The 20,734-nt window shown below is 60.3% G+C and carries 23 protein-coding genes; 12 read left to right on the plus strand and 11 right to left on the minus strand.

Going from position 1 to position 20,734, the window contains the following annotated elements; all coding sequences use genetic code 11:
- Positions 1–4: 4 nt before the first annotated feature.
- The 6 genes from HX783_RS11755 (at position 5) to HX783_RS11780 (ending at position 7,171) form a co-directional block, all read left to right on the plus strand.
- A complete protein-coding gene (locus HX783_RS11755; protein ID WP_177016987.1) occupies positions 5–604 on the plus strand; it encodes a LysE/ArgO family amino acid transporter in 600 nt (199 codons plus the stop codon).
- A 178-nt stretch (positions 605–782) separates the two neighbouring features.
- The gene (locus HX783_RS11760) at positions 783–1,379 is read left to right on the plus strand and encodes a superoxide dismutase (protein WP_003212997.1); all 597 of its coding nucleotides are present in this window, start codon (positions 783–785) and stop codon (positions 1,377–1,379) included.
- A 148-nt stretch (positions 1,380–1,527) separates the two neighbouring features.
- Positions 1,528–1,761 carry a hypothetical protein gene (locus HX783_RS11765; RefSeq protein ID WP_159959382.1) on the plus strand — a complete coding sequence of 78 codons (234 nt, stop codon included), beginning with the start codon at positions 1,528–1,530 and terminating at the stop codon, positions 1,759–1,761.
- Between the two features lie 181 nt (positions 1,762–1,942).
- A complete protein-coding gene (locus HX783_RS11770) occupies positions 1,943–3,994 on the plus strand; it encodes a bifunctional diguanylate cyclase/phosphodiesterase (protein WP_177016988.1) in 2,052 nt (683 codons plus the stop codon).
- A 129-nt stretch (positions 3,995–4,123) separates the two neighbouring features.
- Positions 4,124–5,470 carry an imelysin family protein gene (locus HX783_RS11775; protein WP_177016989.1) on the plus strand — a complete coding sequence of 449 codons (1,347 nt, stop codon included), beginning with the start codon at positions 4,124–4,126 and terminating at the stop codon, positions 5,468–5,470.
- Between the two features lie 246 nt (positions 5,471–5,716).
- Positions 5,717–7,171, plus strand: a complete 1,455-nt coding sequence (locus HX783_RS11780) for a TrkH family potassium uptake protein (protein ID WP_177016990.1) — start codon at positions 5,717–5,719, stop codon at positions 7,169–7,171.
- On the opposite strand, the gene HX783_RS11785 is transcribed toward HX783_RS11780, so the two are convergent.
- Complete coding sequence (locus tag HX783_RS11785; protein WP_159959390.1) at positions 7,128–8,186, minus strand: AraC family transcriptional regulator; 1,059 nt, start codon at positions 8,184–8,186, stop codon at positions 7,128–7,130. The two genes, HX783_RS11780 and HX783_RS11785, sit on opposite strands and share 44 nt — an antisense overlap.
- Before the next feature lie 161 nt (positions 8,187–8,347).
- Here HX783_RS11785 and HX783_RS11790 point away from each other — a divergent pair, with 161 nt between their 5' ends.
- On the plus strand, positions 8,348–8,659 hold the full coding sequence (locus tag HX783_RS11790) for a DUF962 domain-containing protein (RefSeq protein ID WP_159959392.1): 312 nt from the start codon (positions 8,348–8,350) through the stop codon (positions 8,657–8,659).
- A gap of 35 nt (positions 8,660–8,694) precedes the next feature.
- Here HX783_RS11790 and HX783_RS11795 read toward each other — a convergent pair whose 3' ends face one another.
- Positions 8,695–9,018 (minus strand): hypothetical protein, encoded by a 324-nt coding sequence (locus HX783_RS11795; protein ID WP_177016991.1) that lies wholly within the window; start codon positions 9,016–9,018, stop codon positions 8,695–8,697.
- A 14-nt stretch (positions 9,019–9,032) separates the two neighbouring features.
- On the opposite strand from HX783_RS11795, the gene HX783_RS11800 reads away from it, so the two are divergent.
- Positions 9,033–9,215 (plus strand): hypothetical protein, encoded by a 183-nt coding sequence (locus HX783_RS11800; RefSeq protein ID WP_159959394.1) that lies wholly within the window; start codon positions 9,033–9,035, stop codon positions 9,213–9,215.
- 104 nt (positions 9,216–9,319) lie between these two features.
- Positions 9,320–10,516, plus strand: coding sequence for an MFS transporter (locus tag HX783_RS11805; protein WP_177016992.1), 1,197 nt, complete (start codon positions 9,320–9,322; stop codon positions 10,514–10,516).
- Here the strand turns inward: HX783_RS11805 and arfB are convergent.
- From arfB to HX783_RS11820, 3 genes are all read right to left on the minus strand, one after another.
- The gene (gene arfB / locus HX783_RS11810) at positions 10,513–10,926 is read right to left on the minus strand and encodes an alternative ribosome rescue aminoacyl-tRNA hydrolase ArfB (protein ID WP_034109044.1); all 414 of its coding nucleotides are present in this window, start codon (positions 10,924–10,926) and stop codon (positions 10,513–10,515) included. The two genes, HX783_RS11805 and arfB, sit on opposite strands and share 4 nt — an antisense overlap.
- 12 nt (positions 10,927–10,938) lie before the next feature.
- Positions 10,939–11,622 carry a pentapeptide repeat-containing protein gene (locus HX783_RS11815; protein WP_177016993.1) on the minus strand — a complete coding sequence of 228 codons (684 nt, stop codon included), beginning with the start codon at positions 11,620–11,622 and terminating at the stop codon, positions 10,939–10,941.
- Positions 11,623–11,728: 106 nt separating this feature from the next.
- Positions 11,729–13,147 carry an amino acid permease gene (locus tag HX783_RS11820; protein WP_177016994.1) on the minus strand — a complete coding sequence of 473 codons (1,419 nt, stop codon included), beginning with the start codon at positions 13,145–13,147 and terminating at the stop codon, positions 11,729–11,731.
- Positions 13,148–13,793: 646 nt separating this feature from the next.
- On the opposite strand from HX783_RS11820, the gene HX783_RS11825 reads away from it, so the two are divergent.
- Both HX783_RS11825 and HX783_RS11830 read left to right on the plus strand, forming a co-directional pair.
- On the plus strand, positions 13,794–13,931 hold the full coding sequence (locus HX783_RS11825) for a hypothetical protein (protein ID WP_003175756.1): 138 nt from the start codon (positions 13,794–13,796) through the stop codon (positions 13,929–13,931).
- 73 nt (positions 13,932–14,004) lie between these two features.
- Positions 14,005–14,964 carry a leucyl aminopeptidase gene (locus HX783_RS11830; RefSeq protein WP_177016995.1) on the plus strand — a complete coding sequence of 320 codons (960 nt, stop codon included), beginning with the start codon at positions 14,005–14,007 and terminating at the stop codon, positions 14,962–14,964.
- Between the two features lie 196 nt (positions 14,965–15,160).
- On the opposite strand, the gene rluB is transcribed toward HX783_RS11830, so the two are convergent.
- From rluB to HX783_RS11860, 6 genes are all read right to left on the minus strand, one after another.
- Entirely contained in the window at positions 15,161–16,402 is a 1,242-nt protein-coding gene (gene rluB, locus HX783_RS11835) for a 23S rRNA pseudouridine(2605) synthase RluB (protein WP_159959405.1), read from the minus strand.
- Between the two features lie 144 nt (positions 16,403–16,546).
- A complete protein-coding gene (locus tag HX783_RS11840; RefSeq protein ID WP_083357036.1) occupies positions 16,547–16,738 on the minus strand; it encodes a DUF1289 domain-containing protein in 192 nt (63 codons plus the stop codon).
- Positions 16,739–16,778: 40 nt separating this feature from the next.
- Entirely contained in the window at positions 16,779–17,711 is a 933-nt protein-coding gene (scpB, locus tag HX783_RS11845; protein WP_177016996.1) for an SMC-Scp complex subunit ScpB, read from the minus strand.
- 12 nt (positions 17,712–17,723) lie between these two features.
- Positions 17,724–18,422, minus strand: coding sequence for a ScpA family protein (locus HX783_RS11850; protein WP_169875663.1), 699 nt, complete (start codon positions 18,420–18,422; stop codon positions 17,724–17,726).
- 120 nt (positions 18,423–18,542) lie between these two features.
- The gene (locus HX783_RS11855; protein WP_017139161.1) at positions 18,543–19,172 is read right to left on the minus strand and encodes an L-threonylcarbamoyladenylate synthase; all 630 of its coding nucleotides are present in this window, start codon (positions 19,170–19,172) and stop codon (positions 18,543–18,545) included.
- A gap of 13 nt (positions 19,173–19,185) precedes the next feature.
- Positions 19,186–20,049, minus strand: coding sequence for a PHP domain-containing protein (locus HX783_RS11860; protein WP_177016997.1), 864 nt, complete (start codon positions 20,047–20,049; stop codon positions 19,186–19,188).
- 87 nt (positions 20,050–20,136) lie between these two features.
- Here HX783_RS11860 and HX783_RS11865 point away from each other — a divergent pair, with 87 nt between their 5' ends.
- Positions 20,137–20,733: a septation protein A gene (locus HX783_RS11865; RefSeq protein ID WP_106578415.1), complete on the plus strand. Its 597-nt coding sequence runs from the start codon at positions 20,137–20,139 to the stop codon at positions 20,731–20,733.
- Position 20,734: the final 1 nt, after the last annotated feature.

The raw sequence follows: 20,734 nt of genomic DNA on the forward strand, positions 1-20,734 counted from the left end.
AATTATGTGGCAAAGCTATGTGAACGGCCTGCTGGTGGCCTTGGGCCTGATCATGGCGATCGGCACCCAGAATGCTTTTGTGCTGGCGCAAAGCCTGCGACGTGAACACCATTTGCCCGTGGCGGCGCTGTGCATCGTGTGTGATGCAATTTTGGTGGCGGCCGGGGTGTTCGGCCTGGCCACGGTGCTGGCACAGAACCCACTGCTGCTGGCGATTGCCCGCTGGGGCGGCGCGGCGTTCCTGTTGTGGTACGGCACCTTGGCGCTGCGCCGGGCGTTTTCCAGGCAGAGCCTGGAACAAGGCGAAAACCTCAAGGTACGCTCCTTGCGCGCCGTGCTGCTCAGTGCCCTGGCGGTGACGCTGCTCAATCCGCATGTCTATCTGGATACCGTGCTGCTGATTGGCTCATTGGGCGCTCAACAAACCGAACCCGGCGCCTATGTGGCCGGTGCCGCCAGCGCCTCGTTCCTGTGGTTTGCCACGTTGGCACTCGGCGCCGCGTGGTTGGCACCCTGGTTGGCGCGCCCGGCGACCTGGCGGCTGCTGGACTTCCTGGTGGCGGCGATGATGTTCAGCGTGGCCTACCAATTGATCAGTGCGTGAGGAATATTCCAAAACGCTCTGGAACCTCTATCCCACACAGTTGTTGCGTGGTTATGCCGCAACCCCGGTGCTATGATCCAGCCCCTGCGCCGCAAAGAGTACAAACTCCCCGGCGCTTGTTTGGCCGCCCGTGATCGGCCTTGCGCTCACCGCAACTGACCTGATTAGGAGAATCATCATGGCTTTCGAATTGCCGCCGCTGCCCTACGCACACGATGCCCTGCAGCCGCACATTTCCAAGGAAACCTTGGAATACCACCACGACAAGCACCACAACACCTATGTCGTGAACCTGAACAACCTGGTGCCAGGCACCGAGTTCGAAGGCAAGACCCTGGAAGAAATCGTCAAGTCTTCTTCGGGCGGCATCTTCAACAACGCCGCTCAGGTCTGGAACCACACCTTCTACTGGAACTGCCTGGCGCCAAACGCCGGCGGCCAACCTACCGGCGCACTGGCTGAGGCCATCAACGCTGCGTTCGGTTCGTTCGACAAGTTCAAGGAAGAGTTCACCAAGACGTCCGTCGGCACCTTCGGTTCCGGTTGGGGCTGGCTGGTGAAAAAAGCTGACGGTTCCCTGGCCCTGGCCAGCACCATCGGCGCCGGCAACCCGCTGACCAGCGGCGACACCCCGCTGCTGACCTGCGACGTCTGGGAACACGCTTACTACATCGACTACCGCAACGTACGTCCAAAGTATGTGGAAGCGTTCTGGAACCTGGTCAACTGGAAGTTCGTGGCTGAGCAGTTCGAAGGCAAAACCTTCACTGCCTAAGCAACGCTTGCAGTAAAAAGAGCCCGGCAATTGCCGGGCTTTTTTATGGGCGATGAAAAATTGGCCGGGGGTTTGGAACTCAGATTGTGGATTGTGCCACGCAGTCAATGTGAGGAATTCGCCTCTCTAAACTGTCGGAGAAATTACAATGTCCATTACCGCATTAGCAGCAGCAATCCCACTTGTTGGCGCACTCGCGCCCTTGGCTGGCCAGGCCATGAACGCTGTCACTCAACTCGCCAAGACGGTAGGCGACTTGGCTAATTCTCAAAGCCAGCGCGGGGGTCAGATCGCGAACGCAGACACCCACAGCAACCACCACGCTATGAATTATTCGCAACCAAACGCTGGAAGCAAGAGCGTCAACGTCAACATCTCGTAAACCCAGGCGCCCCTCACCTGCAGAGTCACTTCGGGCAGGCGGACGCGAATCCGCCTGCCCCTACGCCCCTCAAGCTCACTGCCAAACCTGCCGATGCCCTAATGTTCCTTTGACTGCCACCCCCAGATTGCCAATACTCATGGCATATTGAGGCCACCCGCATGGAACAAGGAATGCCCCTTTGAAGCTGGAACTCAAAAACAGCTTGTCGGTGAAGTTGCTACGGGTTGTGCTGCTGTCGGCATTGATCGTGGGCGTGGCGCTGAGCGCGGCGCAGATTGTTTTCGATGCCTACAAGACACGCCAGGCTGTGGCCGGTGATGCCCAACGCATCCTCGACATGTTTCGCGACCCCTCGACCCAGGCTGTCTACAGCCTTGACCGCGAGATGGGTATGCAGGTGATCGAAGGCCTGTTTCAGGACGACGCCGTGCGCATGGCCTCCATCGGCCACCCCAACGAAACCATGCTCGCGGAAAAAAGCCGCGACTTGCAGCAATCCCCGACGCGCTGGTTGACCGACCTGATTCTGGGTCAGGAACGCACCTTCACCACATCGTTGGTCGGCAAAGGCCCGTACAGCGAGTACTACGGCGACCTGAGCATCACCCTCGACACGGCCAACTATGGCAAAGGCTTTCTGGTCAGCTCGGTGATCATCTTTATTTCCGGCGTGCTGCGCGCCCTGGCGATGGGCCTGGTGTTGTACCTGGTCTATCACTGGCTGCTGACCAAGCCGTTGTCGCGGATCATCGAGCACCTGACGTCGATCAACCCGGACCGGCCCAGTGAACACAAGATCCCCCAGCTCAAAGGCCACGAACGCAACGAGTTGGGGCTGTGGATCAACACCGCCAACCAGTTGCTCGAATCCATCGAACGCAATACGCACTTGCGGCACGAGGCCGAATCCAGCCTGCTGCGCATGGCCCAGTACGACTTTCTCACCGGCCTGCCCAACCGCCAGAAATTGCAGGAACAGCTGGACAAGATCCTCATCGACGCCGGCCGCCGACAGCGCCGAGTCGCGGTGTTGTGTGTAGGCCTGGATGACTTCAAAAGCGTCAACGAACAGTTCACTTATCAGGCCGGCGACAAACTGCTGCTGGCCCTGGCCGACCGTTTGCGCGCCCACAGCGGCCGCCTCGGCGCCCTCGCCCGGCTGGGCGGCGATCAGTTTGCGCTGGTGCAGGCCGACATTGACCAGCCTTACGAAGCCGCCGAATTGGCACAAAGCATTCTTGATGACCTGGAAGCCGAATTCGCCCTTGAACACGAGCAGATTCGCCTGCGCGCCACCATCGGCATCACGCTGTTCCCGGAAGACGGCGACAGCACCGAGAAGCTGCTGCAAAAAGCCGAACAGACCATGACTCTGGCCAAAAGCCGCTCGCGCAACCGCTATCAGTTCTATATCGCCAGCGTCGACAGTGAAATGCGTCGGCGCCGCGAACTGGAAAAAGACCTGCGCGATGCCCTCAGCCGTGACCAGTTTCACCTGGTCTACCAACCGCAGATCAGCTATCGCGACCACCGCGTGGTCGGTGTGGAAGCGCTGATCCGCTGGCAGCACCCGGAGCACGGCCTGGTGCCGCCCGACTTGTTTATCCCGTTGGCGGAACAGAACGGCACGATTATTCCGATTGGTGAGTGGGTGCTGGACCAGGCCTGCCGGCAACTGCGCGAATGGCATGACCTGGGCTTCACTACCTTGCGCATGGCGGTCAACCTGTCGACCGTGCAACTGCACCACACCGAGTTGCCGCGCGTGGTCAACAACCTGATGCAGATTTACCGCCTGCCGCCGCGCAGCCTTGAATTGGAAGTGACCGAGACCGGCCTGATGGAAGACATCAGCACCGCCGCCCAGCATTTGCTGAGCCTGCGGCGTTCCGGGGCGTTGATCGCGATTGATGATTTCGGCACCGGCTATTCGTCCTTGAGCTATCTGAAAAGCCTGCCGCTGGACAAGATCAAGATCGACAAGAGCTTCGTCCAGGACCTGCTGGATGACGACGACGATGCAACCATCGTGCGCGCCATCATCCAACTGGGCAAAAGCCTGGGCATGCAGGTGATCGCCGAGGGCGTGGAAACCGCCGAGCAGGAGGCCTACATCATTTCCGAAGGCTGCCACGAGGGCCAGGGCTACCACTACAGCAAACCGCTGCCGGCCCGGGAACTGGCGGCGTTTTTGAAACAGTCCGAGCGCAATAACGCGGCGATTCTCTGAAATAGCAAAACGATACTAAATATTTCCCGCGTATAACCCTTTACACAAAATGCAAATCTTTCGCATTATGTCGCAGCTTTTTTGCGCTCCCCCGCGCGCCCTATCAACAACCGAAGCAGGATGTTCGCCATGATTCGTATGCCCCTGGCCACCGCCAGTCTGCTGGCCATTGCCATTTCTCTCGCCGGTTGCGGCGAAGGTAAAGACGACAAGGCCGCAGCAAACCAGGCGCCGACCCCGGCTGCCAGCACCACCGCTCCAGCGGCTGCCACCCCTGCCGGCCAGGTCGACGAAGCGGCCGCCAAAGCCGTGGTCGCGCATTACGCTGACATGGTGTTCGCGGTGTACAGCGATGCCGAATCGACGGCGAAAACCCTGCAAACCGCAGTCGACACCTTCCTCGCCAACCCGAACGACCAAACCCTGAAAGCGGCCCGCACCGCTTGGGTTGCCGCTCGCGTACCGTACCTGCAGAGCGAAGTGTTCCGTTTCGGCAACACCATCATCGACGACTGGGAAGGCCAAGTGAACGCCTGGCCCCTGGACGAAGGCCTGATCGACTACGTCGACAAATCCTACGAACACGCCCTGGGTAACCCAGGCGCCACCGCCAACATCATCGCCAACACCGAGATCCAGGTCGGCGAAGACAAGGTCGACGTCAAAGAGATCACCCCGGAAAAACTCGCTAGCCTCAATGAACTGGGCGGTTCCGAAGCCAACGTCGCCACCGGCTACCACGCCATCGAATTCCTGCTGTGGGGCCAAGACCTCAACGGCACCGGCCCAGGTGCGGGCAACCGCCCTGCCTCCGACTACCTGACAGGCGACGGCGCCACCGGTGGCCACAACGAACGCCGCCGCACTTACCTGCGCGCCGTGACCCAACTGCTGGTCAGCGACCTGGAAGAAATGGTCGGCAACTGGAAACCCAACGTCGAAGACAACTACCGCGCCACCCTGGAAGCCGAACCGGCTACCGACGGCTTGCGCAAAATGCTGTTCGGCATGGGCAGCCTGTCCCTCGGCGAACTGGCCGGTGAGCGCATGAAGGTTTCCCTGGAAGCCAACTCGCCGGAAGACGAGCAGGACTGCTTCAGCGACAACACCCACAACTCGCACTTCTACGATGCCAAGGGTATTCGTAACGTTTACCTGGGCGAGTACACCCGCGTCGACGGCACGAAGATGACCGGCGCGAGCTTGTCGTCGCTGGTGGCCAAGGCTGACCCGGCTGCCGACAGCGCACTGAAGGCCGACCTGGCGTCGACCGAAGCGAAGATCCAGGTCATGGTTGATCACGCCAACAACGGTGAGCACTACGACCAACTGATCGCTGCGGGCAACGATGCGGGCAACCAGATCGTGCGTGACGCCATCGCGGCACTGGTCAAGCAGACCGGTTCGATCGAAGCGGCTGCCGGCAAACTGGGCATCAGCGACTTGAACCCGGACAACGCTGATCACGAATTCTGATCCGTGCCGCGTTGAATGAGGCGACCTTCGGGTCGCCTTTTTTGTACCCTTCCTGGCATCATCAGCCACCACAAAACCCTTGTGGGAGCGGGCTTGCTCGCGAAAGCGGTGTACCCGTCGACAGATATATTGGCTGACCCACTGCTTTCGCGAGCAAGCCCGCTCCCACATTTTACCGCGTCGCCTTTGAGCCCTCGGTTTACGTAGGTAGAATGGCGCCTCTACCTGTCATCCCGAGCACACTTCATGGCGTTGCCGACCCTACGCATCATCGGTTTCATCATCGGCATCTTCCTGATCACCCTCGCGATCGCCATGGTCGTCCCGATGGCCACGCTGGTGATCTTCGAACGCACCAGCGACCTGCCCTCGTTCCTTTGGGCCAGCATGATTACCTTTCTCGCCGGCCTGGCGCTGGTGATCCCCGGCCGCCCCGAACACGTGCACTTGCGCCCCCGCGACATGTACTTGCTCACCGTCAGCAGTTGGGTGGTGGTGTGTGTGTTCGCCGCGCTGCCGTTTTTGCTGACCCAGCACATCAGCTACACCGACTCTTTCTTCGAAAGCATGTCCGGCATCACCGCCACCGGCTCCACGGTATTGAGCGGGCTGGACAGCATGTCACCGGGCATCCTGATGTGGCGCTCGCTGCTGCACTGGCTCGGTGGTATCGGCTTTATCGGCATGGCGGTGGCGATCCTGCCGTTGCTGCGCATTGGTGGCATGCGCCTGTTCCAGACCGAATCCTCGGACCGTTCGGAAAAGGTCATGCCGCGCTCACACATGGTGGCGCGGCTGATCGTGGCGGCCTACGTGGGCATTACCATCCTCGGCAGCCTGGCGTTCTGGTGGGCCGGGATGGGCTTGTTCGACGCGATCAACCACGCGATGTCGGCGATCTCCACCGGCGGTTTTTCCACCTCGGATGAATCCCTGGCCCACTGGAAACAACCGGCGGTGCACTGGGTGGCGGTGGTGGTGATGATCCTCGGCAGCTTGCCGTTCACCTTGTATGTGGCCACGTTGCGCGGCAATCGCCGGGCGCTGATCAAGGATCAGCAGGTGCAAGGTTTGCTGGGTTTATTGCTGGTGACCTGGCTGGTGCTCGGCACCTGGTACTGGTGGACGACCAACTTGCATTGGCTGGACGCGCTGCGTCATGTGGCGGTAAACGTCACCTCTGTAGTGACCACCACCGGCTTTGCACTTGGGGACTACAGCATCTGGGGTAACTTCTCACTGATGCTGTTCTTCTACCTGGGCTTTGTCGGCGGCTGCTCAGGCTCCACGGCGGGCGGGATCAAGATCTTCCGTTTCCAGGTCGCCTATATATTGCTCAAGGCCAACTTGAACCAGCTGATTCACCCACGCGCGGTGATCAAGCAGAAATACAACGGCCACCGCCTCGACGAAGAGATCGTGCGCTCGATTCTGACCTTTTCGTTCTTCTTCGCCATCACCATCTGCGCCATCGCCCTGGCCCTGTCGCTGCTCGGGCTGGACTGGATGACCGCGTTGACCGGCGCCGCCAGCACCGTCTCGGGCGTGGGCCCGGGTCTGGGCGAAACCATCGGCCCGGCCGGCAACTTCGCCAGCTTGCCGGATGCGGCCAAGTGGATCCTGTCGTTCGGCATGCTGCTGGGCCGGCTGGAGATCATTACAGTCTTTGTTCTGTGCATTCCGGCGTTTTGGCGCCACTGACCGTTGACGCTTCGAGCAATCGCGCCCGGTATTCGCCAGGCGTGGCATCGAACCAACGGCGGAACGCGCGGAAAAAATTGCTCGGGTCGGCAAACCCCAACAGGTAGGCAATTTCCAGCAACGTCATGCTCGGCTGCGCCAGGTACTGCTCGGCGAGTTCGCGGCGGGTGTCGTCGAGCAAGGTCTGGAAACTGGTGCCCTCCTCCTGCAAACGCCGCTGCAAGGTGCGCTGGGACAGGTGCAAGGTCTGGGCGACCACTTCGCGCTTGGGCTCGCCCTGGGGCAACAGGCGGCACAGCACCTGGCGGGCCTTGTGGGTCACGCGGCTCTCGGAAAACCGCGCCAGGTATTCACCGGCAAACCGATCATGCAACAGCGCCATGGCCTCATTGGCCGTGGGCAGCGGCGCCTCCATGTCAGCCTGCTCGAAAATCAGCGCGTCATACGGCGCATTGAATTCCAGCGGCGCATGGAAGGCTTGTTTGTAAGGCGCAAGGTCCGCCGGTTGATCACCTTGCAACACGACTTTGCGCGGTTGCAGGGTGCGCCCGGTCAACCAGCCGCACAGCGCCAAGGCACTCGCCAGCGACGCTTCGGCGCTTTGCCGGGTGGGCGGCAGGTGGTCGCCATGCACCGTCAGAATCAGCGCATAGCCTTCGGGTAGAAGGCGGAAACTCAGGTCGGCGCTTTCGGCAATGATGCGCTGGTAGCGCACCAGGCGCATAAAGCCTTCCGCCAGGGTGTTGCTGGACATCAGCGCGTAACCGGCCACATGAAACGAGGCCGGGCGCACCACTTTGCCCATGTTCAAGCCGATTGCCGGGTTGCCCGACAACTCCACCGCCCGCTGCCACAACCTTGTCATGGAGTCCTGCGGAAAACGCGCGTCGGGATCACTGAGGGCGGCGTAGTCCAGGCCCAGTTGCTTGAACAAGACGCGGCAATCCAGGCCGTCCATTTCCAGCGCCTTGACTATCCCCATCGCCCAGCTTGCAGAAGTTGTTCGTTCGCTCATGGCGTCTTCTTGAAAAAAGCAGGCTCAAACGGCAGCCAGGAAGCCAAGGATACTAAAGTGGCATCTATTGTCACTGGCTGTTACCACTGATCACTCTAGACTCAAATAAGCTCCCCGCCGAACATCTGTTGGGCGGCATCACCACCCAAGGGCCGGCTACCGTGGAAAATATCAAACAATTCAATAGCTTCGCCGAGTTCTACCCTTACTACCTGAGCGAGCACGGCAACAGCACCTGCCGGCGCCTGCATTTTATCGGCACCACGTTGGTGATCGGTATTCTGGCCTATGCGATTGGCAGAGGGTCGTTGGGCCTGTTGCTGGCCTTGCCAGTCGCTGGCTACAGCTTTGCCTGGATCGGCCACTTCTTCTTCGAAAAGAACCGCCCGGCGACGTTTCAACACCCGTTCTACAGCTTGTTGGGCGATTTTGTGATGTACCGCGACATGATTTTGGGCAAGGTGCCGTTCTAGTACGCCTTTTTAGCCTGTGACTTCTTGTCACTTGCTTAAAAAATGAAAATTCGTACATCCGTCCACATAAAATTCTTTTTGTCATTTTCAGTGCTGTATCCTGCCAAGGCTTTTTGAGAGCGCGCAATCACACTGCGATTGATAAACAGATCTTGCGAGGAGCGACGACGATGCACGAGATACCTAATCTCCCCTTCCCAAGCCTGCACCCAACTGAGCAGCCAACACCGCAGCAGGCCAGTAGCAAACAGCCTGAGACCAAAGAAGCACAACCAGTCGACAGCAAACGCCAGGACTGACGCCGTACCAGACCGTGTGGAAAGCGCACCATTGAGCGCTTTCCACACTGCCTGAATCACCCGAGATACCCGCCATGACTGATACCCTCCACGACACCCCCGACGCCGCTGTACTCGACGCTGCCTTGCAGATGATCGAAGTCTGGAACCGCCTCAGCGCCGACAAACAAGCCTTGCTGCTCAAGCGCTTCGGCACCCAGGAAAACGCCCTGGCCGCCTTGGTCACTACGCAAATGCTCGCGCCGGCCAAACCCTGATCTGTACCTAAACTGAAGTTTTTGCTGGTTTGCCGCCCCACCCGGCCCTCGCGCCGGTATCATTAGCAGCCTATCTTTACCTGCTGCGACAGTGGACCTCTCCCATGCCAGATACCCAGCGCCCCATGGCGGTCACGCTGCAAGTCGTTTCCATCGTGCTGTTCACCTTTATCGGTTACCTGAATATCGGCATTCCCCTGGCTGTGTTGCCGGGCTATGTCCACAGTGAACTGGGCTACGGCGCGGTCATCGCCGGCCTGGTGATCAGCGTGCAATACCTGGCCACGCTGCTCAGCCGCCCGTATGCCGGCAAGATCATCGATAATCTGGGCAGCAAGCGCGCAGTGTTGATCGGCCTGGTCGGCTGTGGCCTGAGTGGCGTATTCATGTTGCTGGCGGCGTGGTTTTCCAGCCTGCCGGCCGTCAGCCTGGTCAGCCTGCTGATTGGCCGACTGGTCCTGGGCAGCGCGGAAAGCCTGGTAGGTTCAGGCGCCATCGGCTGGGGCATTGGCCGGGTCGGCGCAGCCAATACGGCCAAGGTCATCTCATGGAACGGCATCGCCAGTTACGGCGCGTTGGCCGTCGGTGCACCGCTTGGGGTGGTGCTGGTCAGCCATTTCGGCCTGTGGAGCATGGGCGTCAGTATCATTTTGCTGGCGGTGCTGGGCGTGCTGTTGGCCTGGAACAAAGTCGCGGCGCCGATTGTGGCCGGTGTACGTCTGCCGTTCATGAACGTGCTGGGCCGCGTATTGCCCCACGGCAGCGCGCTGGCGCTGGGCTCGATCGGCTTTGGCACCATCGCTACATTTATCACCCTGTATTACACCACCCAGCACTGGGACAACGCGGTGTGGGCCCTGAGCCTGTTCGGCGCCAGCTTTATCGGTGCACGCCTGCTGTTCGGCAATTTGATCAACCGTATCGGCGGCTTTCGCGTGGCGATTGCCTGCCTGTCGGTGGAAATCCTCGGCCTGCTGTTGCTGTGGCTGGCGCCGGATGCGCACCTGGCACTCGCCGGTGCGGCGTTGAGCGGGTTTGGCTTTTCCCTGGTGTTTCCGGCGTTGGGGGTGGAGGCGGTCAACCTGGTGCCAGCGTCCAGCCGTGGTTCGGCAGTGGGGGCTTATTCGCTGTTTATCGACCTGTCGCTGGGCATCACCGGCCCGCTGGCCGGCGCGGTGGCGGCAGGCTTCGGCTTTGCCTCGATCTTCCTGTTCGCCGCCCTCGCCGCCGCCGGCGGCCTGCTGCTGAGCCTGTACTTGTACCGGCAAGCACCCAAGGCCCGCGAGGCGCGCGACGCCTAGAAGTCGACCTTGCCGCGCCCAGCCTTGATGCTGCCGCGCTTGGTCTTGGATTCGAGCCGACGCTTTTTCGAGCCCAGCGTCGGTTTGGTCGGGCGGCGCTTCTTCTCGACCTTGGTGGCGCTGAGGATCAACTCCACCAAACGTTCCAGCGCATCCGCGCGGTTCTGTTCCTGGGTCCGGTATTGCTGGGCTTTGAGCACCAATACGCCTTCACTGGTGATCCGGCTGTCACGCAGCGCCAGCAGCCGCTCCTTGTAGAAGTCCGGCAATGACGACGCCGGAATATCAAACCGCAGGTGCACCGCGCTCGACACCTTGTTGACGTTCTGCCCACCGGCGCCCTGAGCGCGAATGGCGGTCAGCTCGATCTCGGCATCGGGCAGGTGCACATTGTTGGAAATAACCAGCATCACTGAAAAACCTTAGGCAACGGACAAGCCCAACTCGGACAACAACATCGACACCTGGGCTTTGGAAATCACGGCGCCTTTGAACAGTTTGGCATCATTGAGGCGAAAACCGCTCAAATCCGCACCCCGCAGGTCGGCCCCGGCGAAATTGGCGCCGTTGATGCGCGCATGGGCGAGGCTGCAATCGATCAGTTCGGCCTTGCGAAAGTCGGCATCCGACAAGTCGCTGTCGGAGAAATCCAGGTTGTTCAGCACGGTGCGGGCAAACGACAGGCCGGACAAAAATGCACTGTTGAGCCGGGTTTCGCTGAAGCTCAAGCCCAGCGACGCACAATGGGTGAAGTTGGCGCCGGTCAGCTTGCAGTGGGCAAAACCGGCCTGGGACAGTTTGCTGCGCTGCCAGCGAGTGTTATTCAGGTCGCAGCTGTGGAACTGCGCTTCCAGCAGGTTTGCCGCCTCGAATATGGCGTGGGCGGTGCGGCAACTGTTCCACTGGGTGCCTTCAAGGCGCGAACCGAGAAACGAGGTCTGCACCAGGATGCAACGCTCGAACACCCAGTGGTCCAGCACCATCCGCGACAGATCGGCCCCACTCAAGTCGACGCCAATCAGGCGCAACGGCCCGCTGTGCTGGTCGATCAGGTCTTCCAGCGCATCGCGTTGCAAGCTGCCGCCGTCGATATCGGTGTGCTGCATGGGGCCTCCGGGCAAGTATCGATGAAAAACGAGGGGGCGAGTCTAACCTGCCCGCGCCCACAAAAAACCCGGCACGGCGCCGGGTTTTCTGTTTACGGGAAGCGTCCTACTCCAGAGCCGTCCTCTTTGTGCCCAAAGCCGCTTGCGCCTTCTTGTTCTTGATCCAGTAGCACAGCCCCATGAACGCTACCCACACCGGAATTGCGTACACCGACACTTGAATCCCCGGAATCATCAACATGACGACCAGGATGAACGCGACAAACGCCAGGCAGACGTAGTTGCCGTAGGGATACCACAGCGCCTTGAACAACGGCACCTGGCCGGTGCGGTTCATGTGCTGGCGGAACTTGAAGTGGGAGAAGCTGATCATCGCCCAGTTGATCACCAGCGTGGCCACGACCAGCGACATCAGCAGTTCCAGCGCGTGTTGCGGGATCAGGTAGTTCATCAGCACGGCCACCAGGGTGATCGCCGCCGACGCGAGGATCGAACGCACCGGCACGCCGCGCTTGTCGATCTTCGCCAAGGCCTTCGGCGCATCGCCCTGCTCAGCCATGCCCAGCAACATGCGGCTGTTGCAGTAGGTGCCGCTGTTGTACACCGACAGCGCCGCGGTGAGCACCACGAAGTTGAGGATATGCGCGGCGGTGTTGCTGCCCAGCATCGAGAACACCTGCACGAACGGGCTGCCGCTGTAGGCATCGCCGGACGCGTTGAGGGTCGCCAGCAGGCTGTCCCACGGCGTCAGCGACAACAGCACCACCAGTGCGCCGATGTAGAAAATCAGGATGCGGTAGATCACCTGGTTGATCGCTTTTGGGATCACGGTGCGAGGCTGGTCGGCTTCGGCGGCGGTAAAGCCGAGCATTTCCAGGCCGCCGAATGAAAACATGATGATCGCCATGGCCATCACCAATCCGCCCACGCCATGGGGGAAGAAACCGCCGTGGTCCCACAGGTTGCTCACCGAGGCTTGTGGGCCGCCGCTGCCGCTGACCAGCAAATAACTGCCCAGGGCAATCATGCCGACGATGGCTACCACCTTGATAATCGCAAACCAGAACTCGGCCTCACCGAAGACTTTGACGTTGGCCAGGTTGATCAGGTTGATCAGCACGAAGAACGCCGCCGCCGAGACCCAGGTCGGGATCTCCGGCCACCAGTAGTGCACGTATTTGCCGACCGCGGTCAGCTCGGACATGCCCACCAGGATGTACAGGATCCAGCAGTTCCAGCCCGACAGGAAGCCGGCGAAACCGCCCCAGTACTTGTGGGCAAAATGGCTGAAGGAGCCGGCGACCGGCTCTTCGACGATCATTTCGCCAAGCTGGCGCATGATCATGAAGGCGATAAAGCCGCAGATGGCATAGCCCAGGATCATCGACGGGCCGGCGGATTTGAGCACCCCGGCCGAGCCCAGGAACAGGCCGGTGCCGATGGCGCCACCGAGGGCGATCAACTGGATATGCCGATTTTTCAGGCCGCGTTTCAGCTCGCCTGAAGAGGAATGGGGTCCACTCATGAAAAGGGTCTCACGCAAGGTTTGATGATGTTGAATGCACGTTGCTGTCTTGAATCTCGACTCAAGCAGCGCCGCTCAAACCCCAGCGCAGGCACCAGGAGTACAGCGTCTTTCTAACGGTCATGCGTCACCTGTTTGTTTTTATCTGTGACGAAATCGAACCCGCCCGGCTCGTGGTCGGACGGAGTGATCAGGGTCGGTAAACCCTGGGTCTTGGCCTTTTGCGTGGATACGCAAGGGGGGTCACAGTAAAACGCGGCGCATTGTACATCGCTCAACAGCTTCTGGCCGCCCCCGCAAAGCGTCCGCGACAAACTGTCAGAGATTCCTTACAGCCAGACAACCCCCAGTAAGTCCTGGACCAGAGCGTAAAGTTGTCGTTACACCGCGTAAAACCAGCGTTACAGACAGCTCAAACCCTCATTCACCAGAAAATTGTCAGTGGCAAAAACCTGATCAATCGTTTCAGCCAGCTCACTGTTTTTTCTAAAAAAAATCAAACCGCAAAAAACAGAAGAAAAAATCCAAATGAAACCGTGTCAATAAATTTTTTGCATTCTGAAACACTCTCGCCTAGGTTCTTGCACTTGCCCAGCGAAGCCCGCTGGCAAGCCGTTCTCAAACAACGTCCTCTAGGAGATACACCATGCAAGCACTGGAAAACGACCTGGAAACCGAACTGCAACTCGACGATTGGTTTGAAGCGCCGACCCATGAGGCCGCCGTTGAAATGATGCAAGCCGATGCCGTTGTGCCGTTCGGCACCGCGATGTGGCCTTTCTAACACCCGGCAGGCATCCGGCAGGTGCTGTGCACGGCACCTGCCCCCTTACCCAAGGCACAGAAGGACACACGTCATGGACAAGGCCCGCGCCGTCGAACACTTTCTCTACTACCTCGCTCACCACCCGGCCCTCAGCGGCCTGAGCCGCCCTACCGTGCTGCTGGGCCATACCGAACGCTACGACGCCATCGCCCAGGCAATCACCCACGGCAGCGCCGCCCGTTTCAATTTCCAGGTGCAGCGCCTGGACCTGGCCGCCAGCGACACCCTGGCCCACGCCATCGAAGCCTGCGACCTGTACCTGTTTCTCTACGATTCCTCGACCCTGCCCAACCCACGTGCCGAAGGCCCGGACTTTATCCGCGCACTGCAAGGCGTGATGGCCGAGCATTGGAAGAAATCCCTGCTGTTCAAGGATTATGGCGACTACTTCTATGACACCTTCAGCGTCGAGCCGCAGCGCATTGCCGACCTCAACGCCACTTTGATCCGGCGCATGTCCCAAGCCAACGTGCTGAGCTTTACCGACAAACACGGCTCACGCCTGGAAGCACCGATGAGCAGCATCAAGAAGTGGACCAACATCAACGGCGTCGGCAACCACGACCTGGCGCCGGGCGAAATTGCTACCCACAGCGAGGCCATCAATGGCCAGGTAAGGTTTGTCGGCACCTTTCTCAGCACCATCCCGTTTGCGCGCAAATACGGCGTGCTGCAATCACCGCTGGAACTGTGGATCGAGAACTCGACCATTTGCAGCGTGGCCAGCGACGTACCGGGGCTGGCGGATGACTTCAACAAATACCTGAATGCCAACCCGTCCAACCGCCGTGTGGAGGAGTTGGGGATTGGCACCAATGAAGGGGTCAAGGATTTGTATGCGCGCAACGCCGGGTTCGAGGAGCGCCATTGCGGTTTGCACCTGGGCCTGGGCGGCGGGCAGAAAGGTAGCCATCACCTGGATTTGATCTTTGCCAGTGGCGTGTTGGCGCTGGATGACAAGCCGGTGTTTGATGGGCGGTTTGCGTTCTGATCACAAAATTCAGAAACACTGGAGATCCAAATGTGGGAGCAGACTTGCTCGCGAATGCGGTGGGTCAGTTGATGCATGTGCAAGCTGATACACCGCATTCGCGAGCAAGCCCGCTCCCACAGTTGATTGGGTTACCAAATCCAGACCAAAAAAAACGCCAACCCTAGGGTTGGCGTTTTTTTATGCCGCACTTACATCACTGCGGCTTCTTGCGACCAAAACCAGGACGCTGACCGGAACCGGCCGGGGCGCCACGGCGCTTGCCCGACGGCTCGTCGGCGACCAGTTTCGGGCCAGGACGCTTATTCGCCGCAGGCTTGGCCGGGCGCTTGGTGCTGGCGTTATCGGCTGGGCGATCGGATGCCGGAGCACCACGGCCTTCACCACGATTGCCGCGACCACCGGCTGGCGCGTCACCGCGTGCAGGGCGCGGCGTGCGTGGCGCACGCTCACCTTCCTGACGGGACGGGGCCGTTGGGCGGCGCTCGCCTTCGATGTGCGGCTCACGGGAGATACGCCCACCGGTTGCCGGTGCATTCAGCGCCGGGCGCAGGGTGCGGGCCACACGTTCGGTGCGGGCCACAGGGCGCGACGATTTACGCTGCATGCGCTCAAGCTTGTCTTTGCTCTTGGCGTTCATCTGCGGCATCGCGACCGGCGTCAGGCCCACTTCGGCGCTGAGGATGTCGACTTCGTACTGGCTCATTTCGCGCCAGCGACCCATCGGCAGGTCGGAGTTCAGGAACACCGGGCCGAAACGCACGCGCTTCAGGCGGCTGACCACCAGGCCCTGGGATTCCCACAGGCGACGTACTTCACGGTTACGGCCTTCCATCACCACGCAGTGATACCAGTGGTTGAAACCTTCGCCGCCGGGTGCCTGCTTGATGTCGGTGAACTTGGCCGGGCCGTCTTCAAGGACCACGCCGGCTTTCAAGCGCTCGATCATCTCGTCGTCGACTTCACCGCGTACACGCACGGCGTATTCACGGTCCATCTCGTAGGACGGGTGCATCAGGCGGTTGGCCAATTCACCGTCGGTGGTGAACATCAGCAAGCCGGTGGTGTTGATGTCCAGACGACCGATGTTGATCCAGCGGCCTTCTTTGGGCTTGGGCATCTTGTCGAACACGGTCGGACGGCCTTCCGGGTCGTCACGGGTGCAGATCTCGCCGTCGGGCTTGTTGTACATGATCACGCGGCGCACCGATTCGGCGGCCTCTTCACGCTTGATGACCTTGCCATCAATGGTGATTGCATCGTGCAGGTCGACGCGCTGGCCAAGGGTGGCTTCAACGCCGTTGACCTTGATGCGCTTCTGGGTGATCCAGGCTTCGACGTCGCGGCGCGAGCCCACGCCGATACGCGCCAGCACCTTTTGCAGTTTTTCACCTGCTGGGCCGATTTCCTGGCTGTCGTTCTGGTCTTGGTCGTTCATCTTAAGCACCTCCCGGTGGGTCGATTCAGGCGTGGCCTGAAGAATGTTGAAAGCTGGGCTTTGGGCGAATAGGTCGCCAAAGGGTCGCGAATCATACGCGCATGGCGCGCGTTGCGCATCACAGACTAGTCGATAAGGCCCCAGTCATTTGCTTTTCCGCCGACCGGTGGCGCCCAAGGCCAGCAATCTCAGTTCGGCTTCGGCCAAAACTGTGCGTTTGTCGACTTTGTCGAGTTTCTTCCAGGCGCGGATTTCGCGCTTGCTGCGGCCACAGCCGACGCAAATGTCATCGGTGAATTTGCAGATGCTGATGCAGGGGTCTTTGGTGGAACTCATGCTTACTCCCTGACGCTGGAGATCAAAATGTTAGATCGAGTTAATCATCAAATTGGCGGCGTTCGGCCTCGATCGCTTCAGCCAGCGCCCGGGCTTCATCTTCCTCGTCGCTCAACGGCGGCTGTTCAAGAGCGGCAACGGCGGCCAGGAGTTTCTCGCGGGCTTCGGCCACGCCGAGGATATCTTCCTCAGGCTCTGCTTCAGCTTCGACTTCAGGCTCAACTTCAACGTTCACTTGGGTTTCAGGCTCAGCCGCACCGTCACGCAGCAAGTCGTCGAAGTCGGTCTTGATGCCCTGCTCCATGTCGTCCAGTTCCAGCAACAAGGTGTGGAAACTGGTTTCGTCCTTCGGTTCTTCCGGCTCGGCGGTGGCGTCGGCCAGTTCCTGCAGGCTGGCCGGGACCGGCGCGTCGACGAAGTCGAGCACCGGCTCGGCTTCCATCTCGCGCAGTTCGGCCAACGGCGGCAGGTCATCGAGGTTTTTCAGGTTGAAATGGTCGAGGAACACCTTGGTGGTGGCGAACATGGCCGGCTTTCCGGGCACGTCGCGGTAGCCGACGATGCGGATCCACTCGCGCTCCAGCAGCGTCTTGACGATATGGCTGTTGACCGCCACGCCCCGCACATCCTCGATCTCGCCCCGGGTGATCGGCTGGCGATAGGCGATCAGCGCCATGGTTTCGAGCATCGCCCGCGAATAACGCTGCGGGCGCTCTTCCCACAAGCGGCCGACCCACGGGGAAAACTTCTCACGGATCTGCAGGCGATAACCCGACGCCACTTCGCGCAGCTCAAAGGCGCGGCCGTCGCAGGATTTGCGCAAAATCTCCAACGCCTTCTTGAACACCGGCGGTTCAGGGCGCTCGGCCTCTTCAAAGAGTTCGAACAGGCGCTCCAGGGATTGCGGTTTACCCGAGGCCAGGAGAAAGGCTTCCAGCAGCGGCGCCAGTTCGCGGGGTTCAGTCAAATTCATCGATTCAGCTCTTTATTCGGCTCGCGCCCGCACGTGGATAGCCGCAAAAGGCTCATTCTGGACAAGCTCGACCAAGGATTCCTTGACCAGCTCGAGGATCGCCATAAAGGTCACCACAACCCCCAGGCGCCCTTCTTCTTTGGTAAACAGCTCGACAAAGGGTACAAACCCGCCGCCCTTGAGGCGTTCGAGCACATCGCTCATGCGCTCACGGGTCGACAGCGCCTCGCGGCTGACCTGGTGGCTTTCAAACATATCGCCACGGCGCAGAACCTCGGCCATGGACATCAGCAATTCTTCCAGGCTGACGTCCGGCAGCAGCTTGCGCGCCCGCGCTTCCGGGGCGTCGAGCTTGGGCACCACCACGTCACGCCCGACGCGGCTCAAGCCGTCAATGCCTTCGGCAGCCGCTTTGAAGCGTTCGTACTCTTGCAGGCGACGGATCAGCTCGGCGCGCGGGTCGTCCTCTTCGGCTTCGATGGTCTCCGAGCGCGGCAACAGCATGCGCGACTTGATCTCGGCGAGCATGGCAGCCATCACCAGGTACTCGGCGGCCAGCTCCAGGCGCACCGACTGCATCAGCTCGACATACCCCATGTATTGGCGGGTGATTTCCGCCACCGGGATATCCAGAATATTGATGTTCTGCTTGCGGATCAGGTACAGCAGCAAGTCCAGCGGGCCTTCAAAGGCCTCAAGAAAGACCTCCAGGGCGTCCGGCGGGATGTACAGGTCCAGCGGCATCTCCATGACCGCTTGGCCATACACCATGGCAAAAGGCAGTTCCTGCTGGGCGCCGGCCTGGCTGTCGACGGTTTCCACGACCGACATTCAGGCCTCGACCATAAACGGCGTCGGGTCGCCGCAGCCCACACGCACCACTTCCGGCTCGCCGTCGGCCAGGTTGATCACGGTGGAAGCCTTGTTGCCGCCGTAGCCGCCATCGATGATCAGGTCGACGTGTTTTTCCAGCAGGCGGCGCATTTCGTACGGGTCGTACAGCGGCTCTTCTTCACCGGGCAGGATCAACGACACACTCATCAACGGCTCACCCAGTTCCGCCAGCAACGCCAGGGCAATCGGGTGCTCCGGCACGCGCAGGCCGATGGTGCGCTTCTTCGGGTGCAGCAACAGGCGCGGCACCTCGCGGGTGGCATTCAGGATAAAGGTGTAGGGCCCCGGCGTATGGGCCTTGAGCAGGCGGAAGGTGCCGGTGTCGACCTTGGCGAACAGCCCCAGTTGGGACAAATCGCTGCAGATCAGCGCGAAGTTGTGGTTCTTGTCCAGGTCACGCAGGCGTCTTACGCGTTCAACCGCGCTTTTATCGCCGATCTGGCAACCAATTGCGTAGGACGAATCCGTTGGGTAGATCACCACGCCACCGGCGCGGATGATCTCCACGGCCTGTTTAATCAGGCGCGCTTGAGGGTTTTCCGGATGAATCTGGAAGAATTGACTCACGTGTTCTACCTGTTCAGACGGTGGCAATAATGGGGTCATGCTTGAATCGCCCCCACAACAGCGGCAGGTCTTCCGGGACTTGGCGGTACTCGCCAATCTCGGACCAGCCGCCTGGGCCATGAAAATCACTGCCGGCACTGACCAGCAGACCAAATTCGCGGGCAAGAATCGCCAGGCTCCCCACCTGTTCGGCGGGTTGGTGCCCGTTGACCACTTCGATTGCGTGGCCGCCCGCTCCAATATAGTCGCCAATCAGCTTGCGGCGCTTGCTGCGGGTGAAATCGTAATGCCAGGGATGCGCCAGGCTGACCCAGGCCCCGGAGGCCCGCAGGGTGCCGACGGTGTCTTCCAGGGTCGGCCAGTGTTGCTTGACGTCACCCAACTTGCCGGCGCCCAGCCATTTGCGGAACGCTTCGGCGCGGTCCTTGACGAAACCTTCACGCACCATCCAGTCGGCAAAGTGCGGCCGGGCCGGTGCATTGCCGCTGTCGCCCAGTTCCTGCTGGATGGCGCGAGCGCCGTCGAGCGCATTGGGCATGCCCTTAAGGCTGAGTTTGCGGCTTATTTCTTCGGACCGCAGCCAGCGGCCATCGTGCAATTGGGCGATGGCGGCGACTAACGCCGGGGCGTTTTGATCAAAGCCGTAGCCGAGCACATGAATGGTGGCGCCGCCCCAGGTGCAGGACAATTCCACGCCGTTGACCAGTTGCATGCCCATGGCCTGGGCCGCTTCGCGGGCCTCATCGAGGCCTTCGAGGGTGTCGTGGTCGGTCAACGACAGGACTCGCACGCCTTTTTCAAACGCACGCGCAACCAGTACCGCGGGCGCCAGGGCGCCGTCGGAGGCCGTGCTGTGGCAGTGCAAATCAACATTCACGGGAGTGTGTAACCTCAAGTCAGCTGGCGCTTTCGCTACCAAGGATGTTTGTTATTATGCCGCCACATCCAGCTTCTGGCTCTTACTGTGAAACAATTCATCGACTTCATCCCGCTGTTGCTGTTTTTCATCGTTACCAAACTCGACCCCAGAGTCATCGATATCGCCGGTCACGAACTGACGTTCGGGGGCATCTACAGCGCCACCGCCGTGCTGATCATCAGCTCTATCGTGGTCTACGGCGCCATCTTCATCTCCCAGCGCAAGCTGGAAAAAAGCCAATGGCTGACCCTCATCGCCTGTCTGGTCTTCGGCGGCCTGACATTGGCCTTCCACAGCGAAACCTTCCTTAAATGGAAAGCCCCGGTGGTGAACTGGCTGTTCGCGCTGGTGTTTATCGGCAGCCACTTCATCGGTGATCGCCTGCTGATCAAGCGGATCATGGGCCATGCGCTGACATTGCCGGACCCGGTGTGGACGCGTTTGAACGTGGCCTGGATCGTGTTTTTCCTGTTCTGCGGCGCCGCCAACCTGTTCGTGGCCTTTACCTTTCAAGCCTACTGGGTCGACTTCAAAGTCTTCGGCAGCCTGGGCATGACCGTCTTGTTCCTGATCGGCCAAGGCATCTACCTGTCGCGCCACCTGCATGACACCGCCCCTACCACGCCGAAAACAGAGGACTGAC

It is taken from the genome of Pseudomonas sp. D2002 (assembly GCF_013385735.1).
Lineage (GTDB): Bacteria > Pseudomonadota > Gammaproteobacteria > Pseudomonadales > Pseudomonadaceae > Aquipseudomonas.

Coding starts and splice junctions, on each gene's coding strand:
- HX783_RS11755 (WP_177016987.1), top strand. CDS start 5: ATGTGGCAAAGCTATGTGAACGGCCTGCTGGTGGCCTTGGGCCTGATC.
- HX783_RS11760 (WP_003212997.1), top strand. CDS start 783: ATGGCTTTCGAATTGCCGCCGCTGCCCTACGCACACGATGCCCTGCAG.
- HX783_RS11765 (WP_159959382.1), top strand. CDS start 1,528: ATGTCCATTACCGCATTAGCAGCAGCAATCCCACTTGTTGGCGCACTC.
- HX783_RS11775 (WP_177016989.1), top strand. CDS start 4,124: ATGATTCGTATGCCCCTGGCCACCGCCAGTCTGCTGGCCATTGCCATT.
- HX783_RS11780 (WP_177016990.1), top strand. CDS start 5,717: ATGGCGTTGCCGACCCTACGCATCATCGGTTTCATCATCGGCATCTTC.
- HX783_RS11785 (WP_159959390.1), bottom strand. CDS start 8,186: ATGAGCGAACGAACAACTTCTGCAAGCTGGGCGATGGGGATAGTCAAG.
- HX783_RS11800 (WP_159959394.1), top strand. CDS start 9,033: ATGACTGATACCCTCCACGACACCCCCGACGCCGCTGTACTCGACGCT.
- HX783_RS11805 (WP_177016992.1), top strand. CDS start 9,320: ATGCCAGATACCCAGCGCCCCATGGCGGTCACGCTGCAAGTCGTTTCC.
- arfB (WP_034109044.1), bottom strand. CDS start 10,926: ATGCTGGTTATTTCCAACAATGTGCACCTGCCCGATGCCGAGATCGAG.
- HX783_RS11815 (WP_177016993.1), bottom strand. CDS start 11,622: ATGCAGCACACCGATATCGACGGCGGCAGCTTGCAACGCGATGCGCTG.
- HX783_RS11820 (WP_177016994.1), bottom strand. CDS start 13,147: ATGAGTGGACCCCATTCCTCTTCAGGCGAGCTGAAACGCGGCCTGAAA.
- HX783_RS11825 (WP_003175756.1), top strand. CDS start 13,794: ATGCAAGCACTGGAAAACGACCTGGAAACCGAACTGCAACTCGACGAT.
- HX783_RS11830 (WP_177016995.1), top strand. CDS start 14,005: ATGGACAAGGCCCGCGCCGTCGAACACTTTCTCTACTACCTCGCTCAC.
- rluB (WP_159959405.1), bottom strand. CDS start 16,402: ATGAACGACCAAGACCAGAACGACAGCCAGGAAATCGGCCCAGCAGGT.
- HX783_RS11840 (WP_083357036.1), bottom strand. CDS start 16,738: ATGAGTTCCACCAAAGACCCCTGCATCAGCATCTGCAAATTCACCGAT.
- scpB (WP_177016996.1), bottom strand. CDS start 17,711: ATGAATTTGACTGAACCCCGCGAACTGGCGCCGCTGCTGGAAGCCTTT.